General features: G+C 50.4%; 19 protein-coding genes. 10 read left to right on the top strand and 9 right to left on the bottom strand.

All coding sequences use genetic code 11. The features are described from left to right. Positions 1-31 precede the first annotated feature (31 nt). Positions 32-787, top strand: coding sequence for a LytTR family DNA-binding domain-containing protein (locus J2Y43_RS16560; RefSeq protein WP_309984645.1), 756 nt, complete (start codon positions 32-34; stop codon positions 785-787). Positions 788-791: 4 nt separating this feature from the next. On the opposite strand, the gene J2Y43_RS16555 is transcribed toward J2Y43_RS16560, so the two are convergent. Together J2Y43_RS16555 and J2Y43_RS16550 are read right to left on the bottom strand one after the other, a co-directional pair. Then, positions 792-1,178 (bottom strand): DUF3037 domain-containing protein, encoded by a 387-nt coding sequence (locus tag J2Y43_RS16555; RefSeq protein WP_309984643.1) that lies wholly within the window; start codon positions 1,176-1,178, stop codon positions 792-794. Beyond that, complete coding sequence (locus tag J2Y43_RS16550; RefSeq protein WP_309984641.1) at positions 1,168-1,953, bottom strand: HipA family kinase; 786 nt, start codon at positions 1,951-1,953, stop codon at positions 1,168-1,170. Before J2Y43_RS16550 ends, J2Y43_RS16555 begins: the two co-directional genes overlap by 11 nt. A 196-nt stretch (positions 1,954-2,149) precedes the next feature. On the opposite strand from J2Y43_RS16550, the gene J2Y43_RS16545 reads away from it, so the two are divergent. Genes J2Y43_RS16545 through J2Y43_RS16535 form a run of 3 tightly spaced genes read left to right on the top strand, consistent with a single transcriptional unit; the run spans position 2,150 to position 5,425 of the window. Further along, positions 2,150-3,568 (top strand): hypothetical protein, encoded by a 1,419-nt coding sequence (locus J2Y43_RS16545; RefSeq protein ID WP_309984639.1) that lies wholly within the window; start codon positions 2,150-2,152, stop codon positions 3,566-3,568. A gap of 53 nt (positions 3,569-3,621) precedes the next feature. After that, positions 3,622-4,299 (top strand): hypothetical protein, encoded by a 678-nt coding sequence (locus J2Y43_RS16540; protein ID WP_309984637.1) that lies wholly within the window; start codon positions 3,622-3,624, stop codon positions 4,297-4,299. Between the two features lie 34 nt (positions 4,300-4,333). Continuing rightward, a complete protein-coding gene (locus tag J2Y43_RS16535; RefSeq protein WP_309984635.1) occupies positions 4,334-5,425 on the top strand; it encodes an Ig-like domain-containing protein in 1,092 nt (363 codons plus the stop codon). 33 nt (positions 5,426-5,458) lie between these two features. On the opposite strand, the gene J2Y43_RS16530 is transcribed toward J2Y43_RS16535, so the two are convergent. Continuing rightward, positions 5,459-6,724 (bottom strand): hypothetical protein, encoded by a 1,266-nt coding sequence (locus J2Y43_RS16530; RefSeq protein ID WP_309984633.1) that lies wholly within the window; start codon positions 6,722-6,724, stop codon positions 5,459-5,461. A 139-nt stretch (positions 6,725-6,863) separates the two neighbouring features. Here J2Y43_RS16530 and J2Y43_RS16525 point away from each other — a divergent pair, with 139 nt between their 5' ends. Together J2Y43_RS16525 and J2Y43_RS16520 are read left to right on the top strand one after the other, a co-directional pair. Continuing rightward, on the top strand, positions 6,864-7,880 hold the full coding sequence (locus J2Y43_RS16525) for a hypothetical protein (RefSeq protein WP_309984631.1): 1,017 nt from the start codon (positions 6,864-6,866) through the stop codon (positions 7,878-7,880). Positions 7,881-7,909: 29 nt separating this feature from the next. Beyond that, on the top strand, positions 7,910-9,043 hold the full coding sequence (locus J2Y43_RS16520) for a family 16 glycoside hydrolase (protein WP_309984629.1): 1,134 nt from the start codon (positions 7,910-7,912) through the stop codon (positions 9,041-9,043). A gap of 128 nt (positions 9,044-9,171) precedes the next feature. On the opposite strand, the gene J2Y43_RS16515 is transcribed toward J2Y43_RS16520, so the two are convergent. Beyond that, the gene (locus J2Y43_RS16515; protein ID WP_309984627.1) at positions 9,172-10,173 is read right to left on the bottom strand and encodes a zinc-binding dehydrogenase; all 1,002 of its coding nucleotides are present in this window, start codon (positions 10,171-10,173) and stop codon (positions 9,172-9,174) included. 99 nt (positions 10,174-10,272) lie between these two features. On the opposite strand from J2Y43_RS16515, the gene J2Y43_RS16510 reads away from it, so the two are divergent. After that, a complete protein-coding gene (locus J2Y43_RS16510) occupies positions 10,273-11,139 on the top strand; it encodes an AraC family transcriptional regulator (protein ID WP_309984625.1) in 867 nt (288 codons plus the stop codon). Between the two features lie 69 nt (positions 11,140-11,208). Continuing rightward, complete coding sequence (locus J2Y43_RS16505; RefSeq protein ID WP_309984623.1) at positions 11,209-11,547, top strand: hypothetical protein; 339 nt, start codon at positions 11,209-11,211, stop codon at positions 11,545-11,547. 12 nt (positions 11,548-11,559) lie between these two features. On the opposite strand, the gene J2Y43_RS16500 is transcribed toward J2Y43_RS16505, so the two are convergent. The 5 genes from J2Y43_RS16500 to J2Y43_RS16480 all read right to left on the bottom strand — a co-directional run bounded on the left by J2Y43_RS16500 (position 11,560) and on the right by J2Y43_RS16480 (position 17,406). Next, positions 11,560-11,916 (bottom strand): nuclear transport factor 2 family protein, encoded by a 357-nt coding sequence (locus tag J2Y43_RS16500; protein WP_309984621.1) that lies wholly within the window; start codon positions 11,914-11,916, stop codon positions 11,560-11,562. Positions 11,917-12,002: 86 nt separating this feature from the next. Continuing rightward, positions 12,003-12,626 carry a hypothetical protein gene (locus tag J2Y43_RS16495; protein ID WP_309984618.1) on the bottom strand — a complete coding sequence of 208 codons (624 nt, stop codon included), beginning with the start codon at positions 12,624-12,626 and terminating at the stop codon, positions 12,003-12,005. Positions 12,627-12,637: 11 nt separating this feature from the next. Next, positions 12,638-13,381, bottom strand: coding sequence for a HEAT repeat domain-containing protein (locus tag J2Y43_RS16490; RefSeq protein ID WP_309984616.1), 744 nt, complete (start codon positions 13,379-13,381; stop codon positions 12,638-12,640). A gap of 372 nt (positions 13,382-13,753) precedes the next feature. Further along, positions 13,754-16,396, bottom strand: a complete 2,643-nt coding sequence (locus J2Y43_RS16485) for a c-type cytochrome (protein WP_309984614.1) — start codon at positions 16,394-16,396, stop codon at positions 13,754-13,756. A gap of 116 nt (positions 16,397-16,512) precedes the next feature. Beyond that, positions 16,513-17,406 carry a LysR substrate-binding domain-containing protein gene (locus tag J2Y43_RS16480; RefSeq protein WP_309984612.1) on the bottom strand — a complete coding sequence of 298 codons (894 nt, stop codon included), beginning with the start codon at positions 17,404-17,406 and terminating at the stop codon, positions 16,513-16,515. Positions 17,407-17,473: 67 nt separating this feature from the next. Between J2Y43_RS16480 and J2Y43_RS16475 the strand changes: the two genes are divergently transcribed. Both J2Y43_RS16475 and J2Y43_RS16470 read left to right on the top strand, forming a co-directional pair. Next, positions 17,474-21,769, top strand: coding sequence for a T9SS type A sorting domain-containing protein (locus J2Y43_RS16475; RefSeq protein ID WP_309984610.1), 4,296 nt, complete (start codon positions 17,474-17,476; stop codon positions 21,767-21,769). Positions 21,770-21,924: 155 nt separating this feature from the next. Beyond that, positions 21,925-22,245 (top strand): helix-turn-helix transcriptional regulator, encoded by a 321-nt coding sequence (locus J2Y43_RS16470; RefSeq protein ID WP_309984608.1) that lies wholly within the window; start codon positions 21,925-21,927, stop codon positions 22,243-22,245. Positions 22,246-22,248 lie beyond the last annotated feature (3 nt).

The following is a 22,248-nucleotide window of genomic DNA, read 5'->3' as shown; positions in this document are numbered from 1 at the left end:
ACCCATCTTACACCATAAATATCCCCGAACTATGCTTAAAACACTAATCATCGATGACGAACAGAAGGCACGCAATGTTCTGAATCATTACCTCAGCAATTCGGTTTCGCAGGAATTCGACGTCCGGCATGCGGAATCGGTTGAAGAAGCCCTGAAAGTGCTGGACGGCTTCCAGCCCGATATCGTTTTCCTGGACGTGGAAATGCCCCACCAGAATGGCTTCGAGTTTTTGCTGGCTCGTAAAAACCCGCCTTACGACATCGTGTTTACTACGGCGTTCAATCAATATGCCATTCAGGCGATCCGGTTCAGCGCATTGGATTATCTGCTGAAACCGGTCGACCCGGAAGAACTACAAACGGCCGTCGATCGCCATATCGAAAAAGTAAAAGCTAAACCGAAACAGGATACCCAGCAGCTGTACGACAACCTGGTCCATAACATCGAGAAGAAGAATATCAGGGAATTCCGGCTGGCGGTACCATCCAGCGAGGGTGTTTTCTTTTTTACACTAGACGAAATCCTGAGATTGGAAGCCGACAAGAACTATACAGCCATTCACCTGGTTGGGAAACGGCCATTTCTTGCCAGCAAAACCCTGAAACACTTCGACGAGATGCTAGGGGAATTCAATTTCATCCGCACACACAAATCACACCTCGTGAACCCCAAGTACATCAAGCAAGTAACGCATAATAACCAGTTCCTGCTGCTTTCCGACGGTTCGCGGATCGAGATTTCACGCCGCAAAAAGGAGCTTGTGCAGCAATACCTGAAACTGAAATGATATTCTATTTTACTTGCTGCTCGAAAATTCGCTTCAATGTATCTTCGGGATCTGTACAAAAGCCCGGATGTACTTTGGACGTCTGCAAAATGGTGCTGCGTGTGGCGGTAAGCCACCGGAAGCGCGATGCAGCGGGCAGTGCAGCAATGGGGCTTCCGCATTGCCGGTTACCCTCGCAGATTTGCCTGAATGCGCTGAGATAATCTTCCACCTCGGCTAAATCGGTCTCGCGTGCGAAGGCGCTCATACGATCCCTGTCGACTTCCGAAATACATGCAAGAAAACCACGCGAAGGGCAATATAACACAATGCCCACGTTCATGAACTCCTCCCGTTCTACGCGCGGAACAATGCGCAAAACCGCATATTCGTATAAAAGTCTATCTGGCATCCCGGGCTCCTTTCACAAAGACTTCAGATGCTGACAGGCGGGCCTGCAAATAAGAAATGTAGGCCTGCCGGTGCTCATCGGCAGATTCAAACGGTGAGTCCTTCAATAACCAATCGTCGGGAATAAGAGACACGACAGCCGGAATAATACCACCAGCCAACCGTTCGCTGAATTCATCATTCACCTCTTCCAGCATGGACGCGCTTCGCAGGAGCACATGGTCCTTTATTTGGGCAAATGGCCTTTTCGCCTGTTCCCCCCAGTTCTGCCATGAATGATGAAAATAAAGCGCTGCACCATGGTCAATCAGCCAGAGTTCCCTATGCCACATGAGCATATTTGTATTGCGGGCGGTACGGTCCACATTCGTAAGAAAGCTGTCGAGCCAGACAATCTCGGACGCCAGCCGTGGTTCCACCTTGGTCACAACCGGGTCAAATGTGATCGCGCCCGACAGGTAATGCATTGCAAGATTGAGACCGGTGCTCGCTTTCAGCAAATCCTGTATTTCCTCGTCGGGTTCAGTCCTTCCGAAGCCTTCATCAAGGTTCGCGAACACGATTTCGGGCACTTTAAGTCCCAGGAAACGAGCCAGCTCCCCTCCTATCAGTTCAGAAATCAATGCTTTGGTACCCTGCCCGGCCCCTCTGAATTTCAGTACGTAAAGAAAGTCGTCATCGGCCTCCGCAATAGCGGGAAGCGAACCACCTTCCCGGAGTGGGGTCAGGTAGCGAAGCACATTCACGGTTCGCAGGCTGAAAAAATCGTTGTTCACTGGAAGCAGCTAAGTCTGTTGAAAGCGGCGAAGTTAGTCATTTTGAGCTCTTTTTCAGCAGATGCAACCCTCAGGCAGAGGTGAAAAGATATTTATATTAATTCCACGCTTTCATTTTGTAGAAATAATTTGGATATATCATCGCTCCTGTTAAATTTGTAGAACTAGTTACCAAACACGAAACCTTCCTTATCATTTGACAAAATTCTACCTGAAACTACTGCTGGCCCTGGTCTGCTGTGGAGGATTTGTGCCTTTTTGCAATGCGCAACCCTCCAATGCGGTATATCCCGATAAGCAAACTAACGGTGGCTCCGCCTCAGGAGGTGGCCTGACCGGGAGTTTCTCGGTGGCCAACCCCGACAATGCCAGAAACGTGGCCGGGAATATCAAACCTAACAACAATTATGCACTGCTCACGGCCACGAGTACGGTGGGAACTTCCTCGGCGTGGATTCAGCTCGAATTCCCCGCGGAAGTCACGGCCAGTACCGGCGCTCCTGTGACTGTGTACGTGCGTACCAACAATAATACCAGCGCATTGCTCGGCGGGGGCGTGGAGCTTACCGCGCTCGACAAAAATGGGGTGCTGGTAAGCGTTCAGTCAACCGACTATAAGACCTACTACACACCTGATGGCTCCGTTTTTCTGGCCATTACGCCGACTGCCACATTTAAGTACATAAAAACTAAACTATCGTCACCTGTCGCACTCGGCACCAACACGTTGCAGGTATATTATGCCTTCTACGGGCCGGGAGCCACTAATACATCCAATCCCTATCCTTTCAACGTGGCGGATTGCGGTAGTCCCAATGTGTCCACCAAGGATTATTCCGGCCTTACACTGGGAAGCTTCGATGTAGTGAACGCCGGAAATGCCATTGATAATGACCTGAATTCCAAATCCTCGTTTGTCTCCACAGGTGTGGCCTTGGTGAGCGGCCATATTAAACAATCATTCTTTTTCAATGGGGTGTCCAACAATGCCGACGCGGTGCGGGTTATCCTCTCGCAAAGCGGGTCGTTCCTGGCCGTGAACCTGGCTTCGGGTATTACATTGCAAGCCTACAACGGCAGCACGCCGGTCGGGACTTCTACGCTAGTCAACGCGCTGTTGGATGCTGACTTACTGGGGCTTCTGGGCGGCAACAACAACCAGGTTGCTTTCTATTTTGCCCCCAAAAGTGCAGGCGGCACCTCGGTGATATTTGACAGAGTTGAGCTCGATCTCAACATCGGCGCGCTCGGCGCAGGACTTGGCAGCAATGGCCTGAACATCCACGATGTGAGGCGCTCACCCGATGTACCGACCGCCACAGCCCCAAAAGCTTGCAGCAATATCGGCACGGCAGCATTATCGGCCCTGGCGCCCCAATTGGGCATCTCGGGAATCGGCAGCTTTTCGTACACATGGTATACCACAGCGCACGGCACCACGGCTGTTTCTACCACACAAAACTGGACAGCCAGCGGCCTCACAACACCTGGCACAATCTCCTATTATGTAGATATAACCAAGTCGGGCTCCGGATGTATTGCCTCCCCCCGCAAGAGAGTGGATATAGCCGTGTCGAGCCCACCAGTTTCACCAGGCGTGGCACTCAATCCCTGATTACTCAGAATTCAAACCATCCTTTATAACTGTTCATTTTTATCATTACCATCATGAAAAAACTGTTTACCACCCTCCTTGCAGTTGCATTCTTCTCCTGCGCGACGCAAGTTTCCAAAGCCGGCACTTACTATGTAGTGAACGGGCAATCGTTCTCGCTATCGCCTGCGGCCGGTTCCAATTTCTACCAATACCTGTGGACACTCGATCCCGGTGCCGGTCAGGTTATCGAAACGCTCGACCAAGCTAGTGGCGGAGTACTCACCCACACTTTCTCGGATGCCGTTGGTTCACCCAGCATTCACAAAATCACGCTAGGCGTTATTGAAGTGCTTGATGGCTGTTTGTCCAATGTGGTGGAACACACGATTATCGTCCTCCCTACCCTCACTGTAAGCATTACGGCCGACAAAGAGAATTTCTGTACGGATAAATCAGTAGCCGCAACCTTGTCAGCGACGGTCTCGGCTACAACCGGCCTGGATACGTACGGCGTAACAATCTCCCCGTTTGCATGGAGCAAAGGCGGATCGGTGATCAGCGGCCAAACGGGCTCGACCCTGAATGTTACCGACGCTGGCACATACAGCGCACTCGTCAGCTATGTGCTTCCTACCACGGGTGATTTTATTGCTACGGCTTCGAAACTAACTGGCTCTGTGACCGGTGGAACGAAAGAAATCCTGCATAACCTGCCGGTACCGACCGTCCCTGCCATCACACTTAACTAGCTTGGTTGAACTAAAAAAGCAAAAAGCGGCAGTCATGCGCTATTACGTTTTCATATGGATGCTTCTGTTTTCCGGCCGGGCCTCCGCGCAAAGCCCGGCCAGGAAAGTATTCATGTGCAAGGATGCCACATTGCGGATCAGGGCGGAATCTACCGGCGCGGTACGTTACGAATGGTTTCTGGATAATCAGGTAATCACAGGAACGTCTACGGCCGAGTTGCTCGTGAAAAATGAGGGCACCTATAAAGCAATAGGCGTCAATGCCGATGGCTGCGAATCCGGGGAGTCGGTTTATATCGTGGTCAAACATCACAAACCCTCGGCAGTCGATGATATTGCGATGGGAAAAGTAAATACGCCGCTGGTGATCGATGTGCTGAAAAACGACCTTTCTGAATGCTCGGCATTCAACCCGGCCTCGCTCGTGGTCGTGCAAAGTCCGGCCTCGGGCACAGTCGCAAGCGCGAACGGACTGATAACGTATACCCCTGATAGTGATTTCAAAGGCCGTGTGACAATCGGCTATACTGTAAGCGACCAAGCCGGGCAGCTTTCGAACGTTGCGCAAGTTAAAGTCGATATCGTTTCCGACCCGCTGCCCGTAACGTTGGCGTATTTCGATGTGGAGAAAAAAGAAGTCACAGCATTGCTCGAATGGCGAACTACCGAAGAGCTCAACAGTGCCCATTTCGATATGCAGCGCAGTACCGACGTTCGGGTCTGGCGCGTGATCGGCACGACGGATGCAGCATTTGAAAGTAATACAACGCTGAACTACACTTTCACCGACAGCATCCCCGAACCGGGATTGAATTACTACCGGTTAAAAATGGTTGACGCCGATGGCAGCTTTGCATTCAGCGGTATCCGTTCGGTGAGCTTTCCCGAGTTTTCGTGGGCAGAAGTTTACCCTAACCCTGTCGACGATCTGCTACGCATTGTAATCCGTAACCGCAAGGTGGACAATGTAAGGGTAATTAGCCATTCCGGAATTGTGAGGCTCTCACAGCCTGTCACATCGCCTGCTTTTACGATTAGCATGCAACAGTTCCCAATCGGGATGTACTACATTCATTTCGAACAGGCCGACGGAGCTGTCAAGATATTCAAGTTGATGCATAATTAAATCAGGCCCTGGCTCGTGCCGGGGCTTTGATTTTCACGGTGCTTCGAAAACCAGTTTACTGCCCGACCGTAGGCTGACATTCCGAACCGAGCCGGTGCCACGGAAGCCAAACGCCAGGCCGAGTATCCTGATCGGGCGATTCGGAATAGGGAATTCAAAAGCCGGCCTGTTATTGATAGCATAGCGGACCCTACCGCCGGAGACCGCGCACGATACACGCACCCAATCCGAAAAATCAACTCCCAGCGCCGACAGATCCGCCTTTTTGCCGGACACGTAGTCATCCAAACTCATCAGATAGAGGTCCGAAACACACCCTTTCGCCGACAATGGTATCACAATCGGCGCATCATCGGTAAGCAAAGAAATATAGCTCAGCTGGCAGGCTGCCGCACCTTCATTGTATTCGTTTTTGATTTCGGTTGAAAAAGAAAAATCATTGAGCGCCACCGGTTCGAAATTACCGACATTGAAATACTTAATTAAAGGCGGCTCGGGTTGCAACGCGATATTTTTCTGCTCAATCGATTTAGTACTCGTTCCGATGCCGTCTGCATGGAGAAATTCTTCGTTTTTCAAATAAACCGGCATTTTGGGTTGGTCGATCAATGCAGACCAGCCATCGGTTCCCACGAGCAGCTTATGCTCCTTCACGATCTGGTCCCCGATCACTAATTTGGCTTTATAACTGCCGGGCTCGTAATACACCGAGGTATGCTTATGGAGATTTTTATCAACAAGTACTCGCCGGGTATCGTCCCAGGATTGCTGGATAAACACAGAATCGGTCGGTGAAGCAGATGCATCATAGGTAAATATGACGGAATTGGGAATACCACGTGTTACCGAGCGGCTTTCGAAAGTGTAGGCACTTTTTTCCAATTGCGGCTCTCCTTTATCGAATGCGAACGTACCGGCTAGAATAACCGCCACTACCGCAGACGCGATCCATGCCAGCTTCTTCCATCTCCCCGTTTTCTGAGGTGCGGCCGCCGGTAGATGCTGCTCGTCTGGCTCGGCGGTAATGGCCTTATTTTGCTTTACAAATGCACGCCAGTCGCTCGCGCCTGCGAAGCGCGCCAGGGTATTCAGTGTCGTTCCGCTCGGCAGATGATTATACTCTGTCCTGCCCCATATGCGCCGGAGCGTGCTCGTACTGAGCGACACACCGGTCTCTTTCAAGATCAGCTCGCTCAGGTTCTCGAAATCGACCGTCTGCCAGCTGTCGGCCGGGCCCCAGCCCAGCTTATCTTCAATGACCGCCTTGCAACGCTGCAATTCATTTATTTCAGAAACCATTGTGGATGAGCGTGATAAAACTTGACAAAATTTGAACAGAACTTGAAAACGGCGTTCAACGCGGCCTCATTATGTTTGAAGTAACAAAGCAACCAGCCGGCTGGCCGCGTACTCTAAACGACCAACAAATATTTAAAAGATGCACAAATTAAGCTATTTATTGTCCATTATATTATTGCTCGCTGTTCGCCTGCTGCAAGCACAAACGGTTTATGTCAACGCAGGCACAGGCAGCGATGCAGCTGATGGTAAAGTCGCAACACCGGTGGCCACGTTGCAGCGGGCCGTTGAACTGGCCAAGGCATTCACACCGGGTGAAAGCGTTACCATCAAGATTGCGCCGGGGCTTTACACGTTGGGCGATCAGGTGGTGATCGACAAGCGCAATACCGAGGAAGCGTGGCTCACAATCGAAGCGACTTCCATGCCGGATGACGCAGATTGGAAGCCCGGACAAATGCCAGTTATCCAATCGATATCGGCGAACAACAACAAAACGCAGTTCCAGCACGCGGTCGGGTTGCTGGTGGCAGCCGACCATGTGCGTATCCGTGGACTGAAATTTATTGGCAATGGCAATCCGGAAGTGCAGTACTATTATCCCGTGAGCCGCAAGGATTCGACATTGACCGGACTGGACGTTTCGCAATGCTATTTCATTGGAGAGCGTAATTCAACGCCCATTCAGGGGAGCATTTGGGCGCACGGCGCGGGCATTCACGTCGACCATTGTGTTTTTTATGGTACCAAGAACGCACTGCTGCTTTTTATGGCGATCAGGGACTTTTCGCTCAAAAACTCGATCATAGTCGGCGCTTATGAGTCGGCCATTTGGTTTGGGACTTTCCATGAGCCGTTCGTATTCGAAAACAACATTGTTGCCGACTCTGAATATCTGTGGCTTCGAGCGGAAAAGACATACCCGAAATATCGCTTCAAAAACTGCCTTTTTTCCAGGATGCAGCACGAAATGGGTTATTATGGCTCTAACGGCGCAGTACCGGCCGACAGTAATGCACATTCCCAAGAAAACGTCTCACGCACGGGCAAGCTGCTGCTCAGCGAAGTCGCGACCAAGGGTTTACCACACGATTATCTTCATCCACTACCCAATTCAGCCGGAGAAGAGCTCAACGCCGGCATTTTCAAAAAATAGGCTCCTTTAACACGTTTGCATTATTAGCCATGAAAAAATTAATTCTAGCTGCTCTCTGCGGCATTACTTTTACTGTATTTGGTCAAAAGAAAGCTAAAACCGCCGAAAAAGCCCCCAGCATCTGGGTAACCCTTACCGCCGAAAATTGGGACGCGCCTGGCGCCAATGCAGAGTTTTTAACCCACGAGGGACGACCCGCATTGAAGATACTTCCCAAACCAGGCCAGGTTGTTTTAAAAAACACGAAGTTTTCCAACGGCACCATCGAGTTCGACTACATTCCCACCGATCAGCGGTTCTCGTCCTTCTATTTCAGGTATAAGGATAGTAAGGAAACGGAACTGTTCTACTTCCGCACGCAGCTGGCGGGTGATTCTACGGCCATCGAAGCTGTGCAATATTCGCCTGCCATCGACGGGGTCAACCTGTGGGACCTGCTGCCGCAATATCAGGGAAAAGCCAATTTCCAGAATAAAACCTGGAACCACGTGAAGCTGATCGCTTCGGGGCACCAACTGCGGGTATTTGTGAACGATACGCAGCGCCCTACGATGGAAGTACCCAGAATGGAAGGCAATGTCACTGAGGGTACCCTGGCATTTGAAGGCGAAGGGATTGTTTCAAATCTGGTGATCAAACCCGGACAAACAGAGGGGCTTCCCGCTTACGAAGGCACAGACCCGGTCGCGCACGACCCCCGCTACTTGCGCAAATGGCAGATCAGCGAGCCAGCTGTACTTCCCAAAAACGTGGATTTCAGCCTCGACCAGGCGCCCAAAGCTGAAACGATGTGGGAGCCGATCTGGGCGGAAAGAAGGGGTATGATCAACCTTACCCGTAAATTCGGGATGAGCAAGGAGCGCCGCGTAGTGTGGATGAAGGTTAATATCATTTCCAAAACCGACCAGAAGAAGAAGATGGCAATGGGTTTCAGCGACGATGTGTGGGTATTTCTCAACGGCCGCTATCTGTATGTTGACAAAAACACTTTTGCAGCGCCCATCATGAAAGAACCCGCCGGTAGATGCTCTATTGAAAACACCTCATTTGTCGTCCCCTTCAAAGCAGGCAAAAACGAGCTCACGATAGCGCTGGCCAACGATTTCTACGGATGGGCATTAATAGCGCGCCTCGAAGATATGACCGGAATTACGGTCGAGTAAAAAGTGGAAAAAAGGGAGGAAGGGGAGGAAAGGAGGATGGAGGATGGAGGAGGATTTAGTCATTGAGTCATTGATTGTTTTTTCTCCCTTTCCTCCATCCTCCCTTTCCTCCATTCTCCCTTTCCTCCTTACTGATTTTTCAGCACAATTTTACCAAACTGCTTGCCTTCGTGCATGTAATCGAAAGCTTGCTGCGCGTCAGCCAATGAGGGATAGACTTTGTCCACAATGGGTTTAACCTGATGCCTGGCAGTAAACTCGAGCATATCCCGAAACTCCTGCAATGTTCCCATCGTCGTACCGAGGATCGACAGGTTTCTCCAATACACCTTGTTCGGGATAATGTTACCGATCGGGCCGTCGGTTCCGCCAAAAAACACGATCCTGCCGCCGGGCTTCACCGTCTCGATCAGGTTCCCAAATCCCTTGCCCGAGGCGCTGTCCAGCACGACGTCGAATCCGCCTGTTGCCTGTTTCGCTTTCTGGAACCAGTTTTCTTCCTTGTAGTTAAAACCATCGGTCGCGCCAAGCGCTTTGGCTCTCTCAATCTTGTCTTGCGAGCCGGAAGTTACATACACTTTCGCACCCGCTGCGATCGCGTATTGCAAGGCCAGCAAAGCCGTACCCGCGCCTATGCCGGTGATCAATATCTGCTCGCCGGGTTGCAGCGCAGCCCGCGTAAACAAGGCACGGTAGGTGGTAATGCCTGCTAGTGGCAGCGCTGCCGCTTCTGCGTCGGTAAGGTGCCCCGGCTTCTCGTGAATATACCGCTCGTCTACGGCAATGTATTCGGCAAAGGTGCCGGGCTCGGGATTGCCCAGGATTTTGAACTGGTCGCCAAATGCCGCCGGGTTATCCCCCCAATCGTGGCTGGGATTGATGATTACCGCCTTCCCGATCCAGGCGGGGTCTGCATTAGCTCCGGTTTCGACCACAGTACCCAGGCCGTCGGAACCCAGGATGAGCCCTGCTTTCGGCCCGGCATATTGCCCTTTCTGAATCCATACATCTCGATGGTTCAGCGAGGAATAGGCCAGTTTAACAAGCACCTGATCCGTGCCAGGAACAGGCGTTTCCACTTCTTTGATAATGAGCGGAGCATTTGTATCGGTCAAAAATGTTGCTTTCATGAACTACAATGATTTTGTGTTTGACAATGCAAATTTGTACCGATTTTCAGGTAGTTTTACAGTACAATTTTTCCAAAATCCGGTACACTTCTCACAGCGATGAAAGAAAATCTTCACGAGCCCTTCGAAATTATCTACAAAGAGCTCAACGAATGCCCCAAACCAACGCACCAGCATAACTTTTTTGAATTAATCTACATTATGGAAGGTACCGGTGTGCAAGAGATCAACCAGCATACTTTCCGGTACAATGCCGGCCATATGTTTCTGCTCACACCCGAAGACACCCACTCCTTCGACATTCAGACAACCACCAAGTTTGTTTTTATCCGTTTCAACGATGTGTATATCAAACGGAATACGTCGCTTGTAAGCGCGTCGCATAGGGAAGACCTGCTTCAAAGGCTGGAATTTATCTTACAGAATGCCAGCCACCAACCCGGGTGCATTCTCAAAAACCAGACAGACAAGAGCATTGTCAAGCCGCTGGTGGAAGCAATAATCCGCGAGTACGTCAACCGCGACATGTACAACCAGGAGCTTATCAGGCAATACATCAATACGATGATTATCCTCGTAGCCCGCAACATCGCTATGTACCTGCCCGAGAAAATCACCGAATGCAGCGAGGAAAAGGCTATTGACATCCTGCAATACATCCAGGCCAACATTTATCACCCTGAAAAGATCAAGGCCGCCCGCATCAGCAGCCACTTTGGGATATCGGAATCCTACCTGGGAAGGTATTTTAAGAAACACACCAATGAAACAATGCAGGAATACATCGTCAATTCGAGGGTAAAGCTCGTAGAAACCAGATTGCTCCATAGCGACATGCGTATGAACGAAATCGCGTCCGAACTTTCATTCACCGACGAAAGCCACCTCAACCGGTTCTTCAAAAAGAGTAAGGGAATGAGCCTGGGCGAATTCCGCCGCAAGCACCGGGTGGCAGGGGCGGTGTAGATTCTAATATGGTTCTGGAACGGTATTTGAGGTGAAAATCAAATCATCAAACGAAAAGACACTCTTTCCATGAAACTGCCTAAAACGCTCTTAATGGCCCTTTTGCTGACTATTCCCGCCTGGGGGTTCGCACAATCCGGCGACGCATCGACGCGATCTTCAAGACATGAACAGAAATATCAGCGCAAAACGAAAAGACACCAGGTAAAGACTGCCGATTCGTCCGATCTGAATGCTATTCTGAAAGATTCGGCCAACGCCGAAACGGGCCCGATACTGAATGATAACGGCACCATCAACTCATCGGGCAGCATCGATGGCAATCGCAGCAGCACCGGCCGGCCTCAGGCAGACACTGCCACCTCCTACACAGTAAAGCGCAAAAGGACTGTTATTAAGAAACCATAAGTCCTCAGGCACTTAAGACAAAACAGGCCTCGGATCGAAAATCACACGAATGTGCGTGATTTTACCGTCACGCACTTCGTACCAGCCGGAGGTGAGCACTTTCTTAGCGCCCATATCGATCTCATAAAGAACCGAAACGAAGTGCTCATCGTAGAGCAAATTCTTCACATCATAGCGTAGCTTCATTTTCGCCATTTGCCTGACGTATTCGTTCCTTCCTTCCACATTCCCAAGCACTCCCTCGAACTTCACGTTTTCGTCCATCAGCTCTCCCGCTTCCTCGAAGTCACTATTGTTCAATGCTTTCAGAAAAGCGGATACCGTTACCGCACTTTCTACCATACCCAAATGCCTATTTATTTGTTCCATGGTTACATCTAGTTGTTGAGAGCAACGCCAGCGAAAATGATGCCAGAGGGTAGCATCCAACGTCCCAGTTAGTCCAGTTTATCGTACTACCCAAGCCTTTTCAAAACCTTCTCCACGCGTTTACGTTTTGATTCTTTTTCGAAATCACCCAGGCGGCTGGTAAGCGTTTTCACGAATGTTGCCTTTTGAACACCGCCAATCACCGGTAGCGCATTTTCAGCGTACATCGGCAGCTGGTTGGATGGGCAGCTTAGCATTTGCTCATTCAGCAAGGAAAGCGCTTGGTCTGCGTAGGCAGGAATGCCACTGAGTTTGATCAGAATAGCGACAAAATTATCGCGAGTGATAACCGAGCCCTTGCCGGCGACCGCGGCGAGTTGTGGGATTGCGGCAAATGCAATCTCCGGGTTTTCATGCACAATGGTATTCAGGGCCGTCATAGCGCCCCATTGCATGCGGTTGTCCTTGCTGTCGAGCAACGCGGCAAATTGATCCGCGTAAGACGCTATCAACGATGGGTTCCGCTCACCTATTTCATAAAGGACCTTCATGCAATCATGGCGGACATCCTTACTTCTATGGCTCAGATTTTCGACCAGCTCAGCGACTGCCTTATCATCAGCATTTGCAGCAATTTCAATCGCCAAGTCCTGATTAGGCACTTCATCGCGACGGCCCAACGACGTCGCAAGTCGGGATATTACGGTCATAATCTTTCGTGTTAATTCGCCACTCTACCACTTTTACGCTTACGATCGGGATAATGCGCATCGATTAGTGTGATCGCCTCTGCCTGAGTAAGCGCTGTGAAGTTACGATAACGGTGATGTACATCAATAATTTCTTCGAGTGCGGCGTCGACCAGCGGGCGGTTCTCCCAGCTTTCCAGATGTGCGAGTACTTTGGCAAGGCAACCTTTTTTGTAGGCAATCTGCCCGATCACATGCACGAGCGTATTGCGTACGCGTGAGGTGTGGTCGTGTTGGAGCTCGGCCAATAACGGCAGAATGTCTTCGGGATATTTGCGGCCTCGTAGTTCTATACCATGGCAGATTTCCCTTCGGATTTCCTTGTCTTCGTGGTGCAGATATTCCCTCGCCCAAGCAAGAACCGCCTCGGGGTTTACCTCTCCCATTTTTTTCACCGAGCCAATCACGGCATTCCTCGGCGAATGGTGCGGGTCTTTCAATCCTTCGTCGAAATAGAATCGAACTCCTTCGAAATCCTGTTTACCGATTTCACCAGCAGCATTAATCACCGTTTGTCTGACTTTAAAATCCGGATCGGACATGAATTTGAAAAGCATCGCAAGGATTGCCGGGCGCAGGGTGGCGTCCTCTGAATACAGCCGTCCCGTTACCAGGTAGGCCGATTTCCGTATATAGGTATCCTCATCTGAATAGCATACATGTGATTTTTGAAGACTATAGCTTAGCAATGCATCCTTAATTTCACCTTTGATCACGCGTACGCGATCGGCTCTTTCGGACTTTGATAAATCATAAAATGCCACGGGACTCGAAGAAGCTGGTCAAAAAAATCCCCGGCGAAAGTGGGCCTGCCGGGGGATGCTGTATAAACAAACGTTGAGTAAGAGACGATGGGTGCAAATATTAATCAACTTAACAACTACAAATTACTTCTATCAGACTACTAATTTATCGCAAAAATTGTAGATTCTGCAAAAAAATGGGCACGAACGCATAAAAATTCGTCAGAAAAGCGCCATTTTGCACTTTTAGCACCCAAAATCTTCAAAATTGCAACCTTGGTTTTGTCCAAAAAAGAAAGCCGGCCCGTGAAATCGCGGGCCGGCTTTTAGCTATTCACGTGCCATCTATTTCTTCTGCTGTGACAGGAAAGTAATCAGTGAGGCAAACTCTTCATAGGACAGCTCATTGGCCAGCCCCGGAGGCATCATCGATGTTTCCATTTCCTTGCGCGAAGTGATGTTGGCTACTTTAATGGTATTCACCTGACCGGTAATGTCACGGATCACCAGCTTTTCGGCGGACTCTTCCGAAACAAAACCCATATAAGTTTTATCGCCTTTGGTAGTGATCATCACCGAAGCAAAGCCCTGAGAAATGGACGCATTGGGTTTCAAAATCGACTCAGCGATCTGCTCGCGGTTCATGATCGAGCCGATCTGGCCCATGAATGGTCCCTTCATTACCTCGCTGCGGCTCAGACTGTGACACGCTACGCAACCCTGTTTGGTGAACAGCTTCCGTCCTGTGGCCGGATCGCCCTGGATTTTCGCGATGGCCAGCATCACATCCTCAATCGACGACTCCCCCACCTGTCCTTTCTTATTGCGGATCTTTTCCAGGTCGACTTTCACTTCCTCTTTGGCAGCCACCACTTCTTCCCCACCGAACTCGCTAATACCCATTCGGTTGCGCTCATTCAGGTCGGCGAAGAATTGCTTGTCGCTTGAAGCGTTAAATTCTTTCGTCAAAAAGTCCTTGACCTTCGCCGACGACTCCCATTCAACGGCCTTATAATAAGGACCATGCGTATCCGGACGGGTGCTCCACCACCAGGAACCGTCGTAATCAGCTTCTTTTTTGTAGATTCTTCCTAATGTCGTCAGGATTTGCTCTTTCAACACCTTATCGCTGGTTTTACCATAGGCAGTTATTAAGCCGTCGACGGCCTTTGGATCGTGCATGTAACGCAGCGCCCACAATGCGATCGTGGAGTTTTCCGTGCCGATTGCTTTCACGCACGCGTCTACCGCATTTAGCGCCACAAGCGCGCGGACCGCAATGTGCGGAGTTACGATAGCCGAGTTCGGTGTTGCGTGGGGTCCTTCGCTACCTTTGACGGGTGCTACAAATGAACCCGGCACTTTCACTTTCAGCAATGCTGCCGCGCCTTCCGGTCTGCCCAAACGGCCCAACCCGATTGCCGCAGCGAGTTTCTCCCGCGCATTACCATTTTCGAGCGCTTTCAGGAACGGCTCTACCGGCACTTTGGCTACATATGGCTTACGATCGGCCAATGCGCGCAATGCATGTTCACGCATATCACTTTCGGACGCCAGTTTGGCAAGGTTATCAATACCGTCCTGGCCGGAGGCCTGCGCGTAGGTGTACATACCCGCCACACGTACATACAAAGGGGCTTTCTTGTCCTCGGCAACAGTCCATGCCGCTTTTGCCGCATCCTTTGCCGGGCGTTTCAGCAACTCTTGCTGCGCCGCCAGACGCTGCACAGCACTTTCCGACCGCAGCAATGCCGCCAGCTGCTTCACCGACGATTTGCTGATGTCTTTGAATTCCTTGTACTGCCATCCCTGTGGTACTGCACGGGAAATAAAGCCTTTACCCGGGTTACCCGAATATCCCGCGCCATCCCATGCCGCCAGGTAAACACGTCCCGAAGCATCGATATCAAGGTCGGTAACCTGTGAAAGCTTGATAAATTCCTCCTCTTTCTGCTGGAAAGTAGGACCATCCGGCGTCACGCGGTGCACGTACACCTGGCTGCGGCCCCAGTCGGCCATCATCGGTACGCGGTTGTATTTGGCCGGCCAGGTTGGATCGTCCATAAAGAGCGAACCTGTTCCCGAACCTCCTCCGAGGTCGATCAACGCAGGGATGATTTCTTCGGTAAAATTCTTGAACAGCACCGGGTAACCGTATTCCCCCGACTGGATCTGGTTACTGAAACGGATGTTCCAGCCGCCGCCGTCGTTGGTGTTGTCGCGGGTGAAGATATTCATGTAAGGGTCAATCGCCACATCGTAAATGTTACGTAATCCGTGGGTATAAACCTCCATTTCGGTACCATCGGGGCGTACCCGAACGATACCGCCCCCCAATTGGGTCATTTTCTTGCCCGAGCGGTCGAGCGCGTCGTGGAAACCGAAGTCACCCACGGCAATATAGATCCACCCGTCGATACCCATGCGGATACCATTGGTAGCATGGTCGGTACCACGGCTTTGGAGGAACTTTGGCGAACATATATTTTCTACTAACGGCTTGGCCGGTCCGTCTGCTACCCCGTCGTGGTTTTTGTCTTCCAGCACCACCAGATCCATTCCGGAAGCCTTTCCGGTTTCTTTGGAGAAAGTAGTATGCAAAACAAACACCTGGTCTCCCTGCGCAATAATCCCCCGCGGGTTATCCAGCATTGCAAATGTGGTGTGCTGGTCTACTTTACCGTCATTATCCGCGTCAACAAGGCGCACAATGCTACCTTTTCCGGGTGTTTTTCCCAGGGAGCCGATCATATCGACCCCAACGAATACCTCACCGGTAGGTGCCACAGCCAAACAGGCCGGACTTGGCGTAAGATCGTGCCCTGCAAAATGCGTTACATTCAGTTCTGCCGGCCATGCGGCAGCGTTAGGAAGGGAGTCGGCTTTGGCCAGATTCCGGGGTTCGGATCTTTCCTCTTTTTGAAGGGTGCCCGTCGTCGACCATAGCATAAGTAGGAACGCCGAGACGCTTAATGTGATTTTTAACATAAATAGTTTAACAAAAATAATTTCAACACTTTCATCAAGCGTTGATTGGTACAGTACACAGATGCTTAAAATAGGATGCAGATCAGAACTACTCGTAAAACACGCAATATAGCCGTCTATTTTCTTTGGTAAAGCGCGAAGCGCATGAAAAGCTCCGGTAACGCCTCCTGCTGACCATGCAAAGTAGTGAAATGGAAGTGGCGATTAATCGACAGCCCTTCCACATCGACAATGCGGCATTCCTTGCTCTGTAACTCCTTCAATACTGCGTGCACCGAAATGAACGCCATACTATCCGAATGCAGGATATACAATTTCATGCTCTCGCTGCTGCTCAGCTGCATTTCCACATTCAAATCGCCCAGCCCCAGTCCGATCGACTTCAGGGCATGCGAGATCACTTCGAGCGTGCCCGAACCCGGTTCACGGAGCAGCAACGGAATGCCGCGCAGCTGCCCCGCATTCACCACGCCCGTAGCCGCCAGCGGATTTTTGCTATTGGCCACAAGCACGATTTCATCGTTCAAAAACTCGGTATACTTAATGGCAGCATTCTTGGAGAAGCCTTCGATCACGCCCAAATCGATCTCCTTGTGCTGCAATGCTTGCTCGATCTCCTCGGTGTTTTTGGTTGTAAGTGTAACCTCGATATTGTGAAACTTGCGGTGAAATGCGGCCAGAATCGGTGGCAGGATATATTGCGCCGCCGTCGTGCTGGCCCCCAGTCTTAGTTTACCGCTATTCCGCTGCGAAAGACTGTTGATTTCAAATTCCAGGTTTCTGTAAATATCGAAAATCTGCTCGGCATGATGCAGCAGTATTGCTCCTGCGGGCGTCAGGCTGATTTTGGCACCATTCCGCTCGAACAATTTGGTTTTTAACTGATTTTCCAGCTCATGAATATGCTTTGTCACCGCAGGCTGTGTAATGAAAAGCTCGGCGGCGGCTTTGGTAAAGCTCAACCGGCGGGCGACGGTCTGGAAAACTTGTAACCGAAAGTCAAAAACCATATATCCCGTATAAAATTAGTTGTAGATTTGAATCTTTACTTGCAATTCCAATAGCAAACTACCTCTAATGAATCGATTTTACGTTGCACTGTTTATCTTTTTCTCAGTCACCTTCCATTCTTTAGCCCAATCCCCTACTATCAATATTTCTATCGATGGTGATCGTTGTGCAGATCCGACCTTAAAAATCGACGCCACGGTTAGCGGTACATTTGGCAAAGACAATGTATTCAAAGCCCGCATCAGAAAATCTTACCAGGCTGAGGTGACAGAGTTTCCCGCCGTTTTAAAAAACGGCAAATTCGAAGTCTCCCTGCCCGAAAACTTACGAAGCACGGGCAACAGCCAGGAGGTCCAGATTACCGCATCGTCACCTGCAATAACCAGTAACTGGAGCTATGCCACCTATTTTCACACGAAAGGCCAAGTAACGATTTCCCCCGCGCTAAGCGATACTATCAACCAGTACAAGGAATTTTCATTCTACCTGAATGCAAACAGCACTTCGTCCGGCATTGTAACGCTCAATGACAGCAGCAAGGTAAGTTTCAACGCTGACCGTGATGCGGCGTTCCAGCAAATTCGTCGCCTGTATCCCGAAAAATCAGTCAATTACACCATTGCGCATGCCGAGAATGTATGCGGAGCCATGACCGTCAGCGGCGCAGCGAGGGTGTACGTAAACCCCGTGTCGATCCAGACGACCCTCATTACGCCGCGGGCTGCATGTCCCGGCTCACAGATCAGGGTTCGGTTTTCGGCAGATAACGGTAAATTGAATGATGGTACAAGCTACACCGTAAGGCTCACAGAATCCGTGGATTCCGGGTCGCCTGCGAATGCCAAAAAGTATTATGCTCAAGCCACACTGAAAGACGGGGAATTGCTGGCAACTATTCCTGAGAACATTTCGCTGGTGACCAGAAAGGTGTTTACTGTGTCGGTAATGACACAAAATCCCGGCACCGTGGGCGAAGCAGGTGCCGTCTACCTGTGGATTCATCCCAAACCTTTTGCCGAAATTACCTCAACCAGCAATAAAGTGCTTGCGGGCGACGGCTTCGATATTACCGTCCGGTATATTGGCCCGGATCCATACACTATTGTCCTGAGCGATGGCACCAAAATACCGGGCGTCAGTGATGTAGGGCAGATCAGAAATCATGACCTCAAAACATACCCGACCGCGACTACCGAGTATACCATTAAAGCCATTCAGTCCAGCTGCGCCGCTGCGGCCTTGTCACAAAACAAAGTGGTAGCGACGGTTCCTTCCGGCCTGATATTACCGAAACGTGACATCACCGCGCCGTACTGCGAAGGGGCAACGGTCCGCCTGCCCTTCTCGGCAAATGTCGACCTTCCGGCAAATGCACGTTACTCCATGAAAATTCGGTCCCCTCTTGACACCGTCATTGTTCCAGCGCAGCGTGTGGGATCGGAAATGGAATTCAAGATCCCAGATATTTGGTCAAAGTCCCCCATTCGTATTTGGCGGCAGAAGTCATTTTCTTTTCAGCTTATCTCTGAAAATCCGCGTCTGGAATCCAACTTGTTTACAGATGTTACGATACAGGGAAAACCTGAGGTGGTATGGACAGAACCGAATAGAGAGGTTCCCATTCCTGCGGTTCACTCATTTGCTTTTAATTACAAGGGAGGAGGCCCCTATTCTTTAAACGCAGCTTATGGCACCTCATGGATTTCCAACATTTACAATGATATTGGTTATGGGAATTTTTACATCACTAAATCGGGACAATATGCATTGAAGTCAATCAGTAACAGCTGCTTTTCCAACGACTCACCAACGCCCCTAAATGTAAAGGTGCTGGATGAATCCCCTTCTAAGTTGACCATCGTCGCTACCTCTATCAAATATCCTGCCTGCTATGGCGACACCCTGGATATGGAAATCGGAACCACCGGGCAGTTTCCCGACGATGATGAATTTATGATCCAGCTCAACAAATCGAGCAGTTGCTGTGAGTTTCAGACCATCAAAACGGTTACAAAAGCCGGAAAAATAAAAGTTCCGATACCTTACGACGAACAAGGGAATATCAGTTCGGGCACGGCCTCCTATTATATCAAGGTGGTTTCCAAGAAAACGGGGGTAGCCAGCGAACAGGTTAACCTTGAAACCTATTACCCCTTCTACAATCTGCGGCTGGCTTATTCAGATAGGACAAGCTTATCAGGTGCCGGTTCAAAGGCCGTCGACATGGAGCTCAGCCACCTGGGAGGAACACCGTGGTCGCTCACCTATTCGGATGGCAAGCAGGACCATTCCGTCATTTTGGATGGCAATTGGTACAGTTCCAGGTTTTCGGTAAATGTGAAGCATGGCGCCAATCACTTCGTAGTAAAGTCGATCCGATCGGCCTGTGGAGTGCAGAATATCAATCTTCCCGCCAATATTTTCGTGGATCGTTATCGTGTCATCGTTCCATCGGAAAACTGGCATATGCTCATTTGCACAGGAAGTACCATCAGGGTACCCTTTGAAGTAATGGACACGACCCTGGTTTCCACCACTTTTAAACTTCAAATATCCAAAGACAATGCCACTTTCACCGATGCCGGCTCAAATACCACCTCGCGCGTAGCCGAATACCACGTCCCGGCCGACTACGCGGCAGGCAATTACTACATGCGTGTAATATCCTCTGATGGCGTCTTTTCGAACAGTTTTAGTCTGGACATTGGAAGCGCCCCGACGGCCACCATTACCTCGGTTTCTTACCCGGGGAGCGGCCCGTTCGAAGTTGAAGCCGGCCGGCAGATGCGATTCGATATAGAGACTACCGGAACTGTGCCGCAATGGATTGTTGCTGACGGCCTGTACGATTACAATAGCAATCAGAACAAGTTCTCTACCTCAATTTATCCGTTCAAGAGCGGAACATTCGCTATCAAATCTATCAGCAACTCTTGCGGATACGGCCCGGTACCAGCCGCGGTGAGCTACAAGGTTCTACCCAAGCTTACGATGCAAACATTCGCAAATACGCTTTGCGTGGAACAGGGTTTCACCTTCTCCTATGTTTTGCAAGGCGATTTCGATATTTCCGACGATTATATCCGTTTCTCCCTGATCAACATCAGCACAAACGAAACGATCCGTCTCGATTCCACCCGCGCTCCGCAGGGAACACCTTATTTTCAGCTACCGCAAGGGCTCGAATCCGGCTTTTACATCCTGAGAGGTAACATTCAGAAATACAAAATACAGACGGACGCATTTATTATAATCGATCAGAAACCGCGCCTGACGCTACTTGGCAATACCACCATTAATCCGGGCGGACAAACCAATCTGGTTATCAGGTCGCTGAATGGTTCGCAGGGACAGACTATCCGTTACACTCTTTCAAATGGAGTTTCGGGTGAGTACGCCCCCTCAGGTAACATCGGCAGTGCGATCATGGTAGCTCCTCAGGTCACTACACATTATCAGATCGTGTCGGCGAACAACCAGTGCGGCAGCGGTACGATCGTCGGCGAAGGCGCTACTGTTACCGTCAATCCGGCTTCTGCGAAATCGGTGGAGGTCACAAAATGGAATTCGGTACGCCAGTATAATTTCCTCTGTACAACAGATACCGTCCAGGTCTACTTTACTAGCATCGGGACATTTTCTTCATCCAATAAATTCCTTGTACAACTTTCTGATTCCATTGGACTGAATTTCAAAACATTGCCCACCACAGGATCCGCATCGCCGCTTACTGCCATCATACCAGGCGGCATGGCCCGTTCGGACGGTTACCGGGTTCGCGTCATCGCCACGGATCCCGATGTGGCGGTTGCTGATTTCCGCAATCCGCTCGCCCTACGCTACAAGCCAACTGTGCGATTTGCAACCGACAAGGTGTATCAACAAGGAAATGCTATTCCGCGAGCGGCCGTCATCCTTACCGGTGACAGTCCCTGGCAAATCAATTATGCCACTTCAAAATCCACCTTTAATGCTCATCTGTTAGCAACAAACGACTCCATATCATTGCATAGCCCGGCCCCTGGCGAAGTTTACACGCTGCGTAGCGTGAGCAACGGCTGCGGCCCGGGGCAGGTACTGGCGCCAGCTTCCGTAACGATTGAATTGATTACTGCTACCGAACCGGCCTTGCCTGCCATGATAGCATTTCCAAACCCAACCAGGGAATTCGTGACAGTGAATTTTGGAAAACGTGGAAAACACTACGTGCATTTGTCTGATATCTCCGGCAAGCTGCTCGCTTCGTTTCACACCACCGACGAAACACTGCATCTAGACCTCCGTAAACATCCGTCGGGCATTTTGCTGCTGAATGTGGAATCGGGACCGCAGAAAAGTACATTCAGGATTATCCGCCAATAGCCATTTCAAAACATCCGCTACTGTCCGCATCCGGCATGACCAATGTCCGAATGCGGACATTTTTTGCTTTAAATTTTATATATATTTCTCAAAATCAATACACTACATATCAGGCACGCCATTTGTTATACATTTACAGAAATAATAAAAGCCTTATGAAAGGAACCTATCTGGGAGAGTTTGAGGAGGTAGTGCTGCTGGCCGTTGCGATATTGGCCGGGGATGCCTACGGCGCCTCGATTACCAACGAGATCGAACAGCAAATGGGCCGCTCAGTGAACCTCGGTGCCGTACATGCCGCATTGCACCGGTTGGAAGAGAAAGGCCTGCTGTCGTCACGCCTGGGTGGGGCCACGGCCGAGCGGGGCGGGAGGAGCAAACGATTTTTCACCGTGACGATGGCCGGTACGAAAGCACTCGACAATATCCGTGAGATCCGTAACCGCATGTGGAACGCTATTCCCAAACCTGCCTGAGCC

Source organism: Dyadobacter sp. BE31 (genome assembly GCF_031457695.1).
GTDB lineage: Bacteria > Bacteroidota > Bacteroidia > Cytophagales > Spirosomataceae > Dyadobacter.
This window is presented reverse-complemented; position numbering and strand designations above follow the sequence as displayed.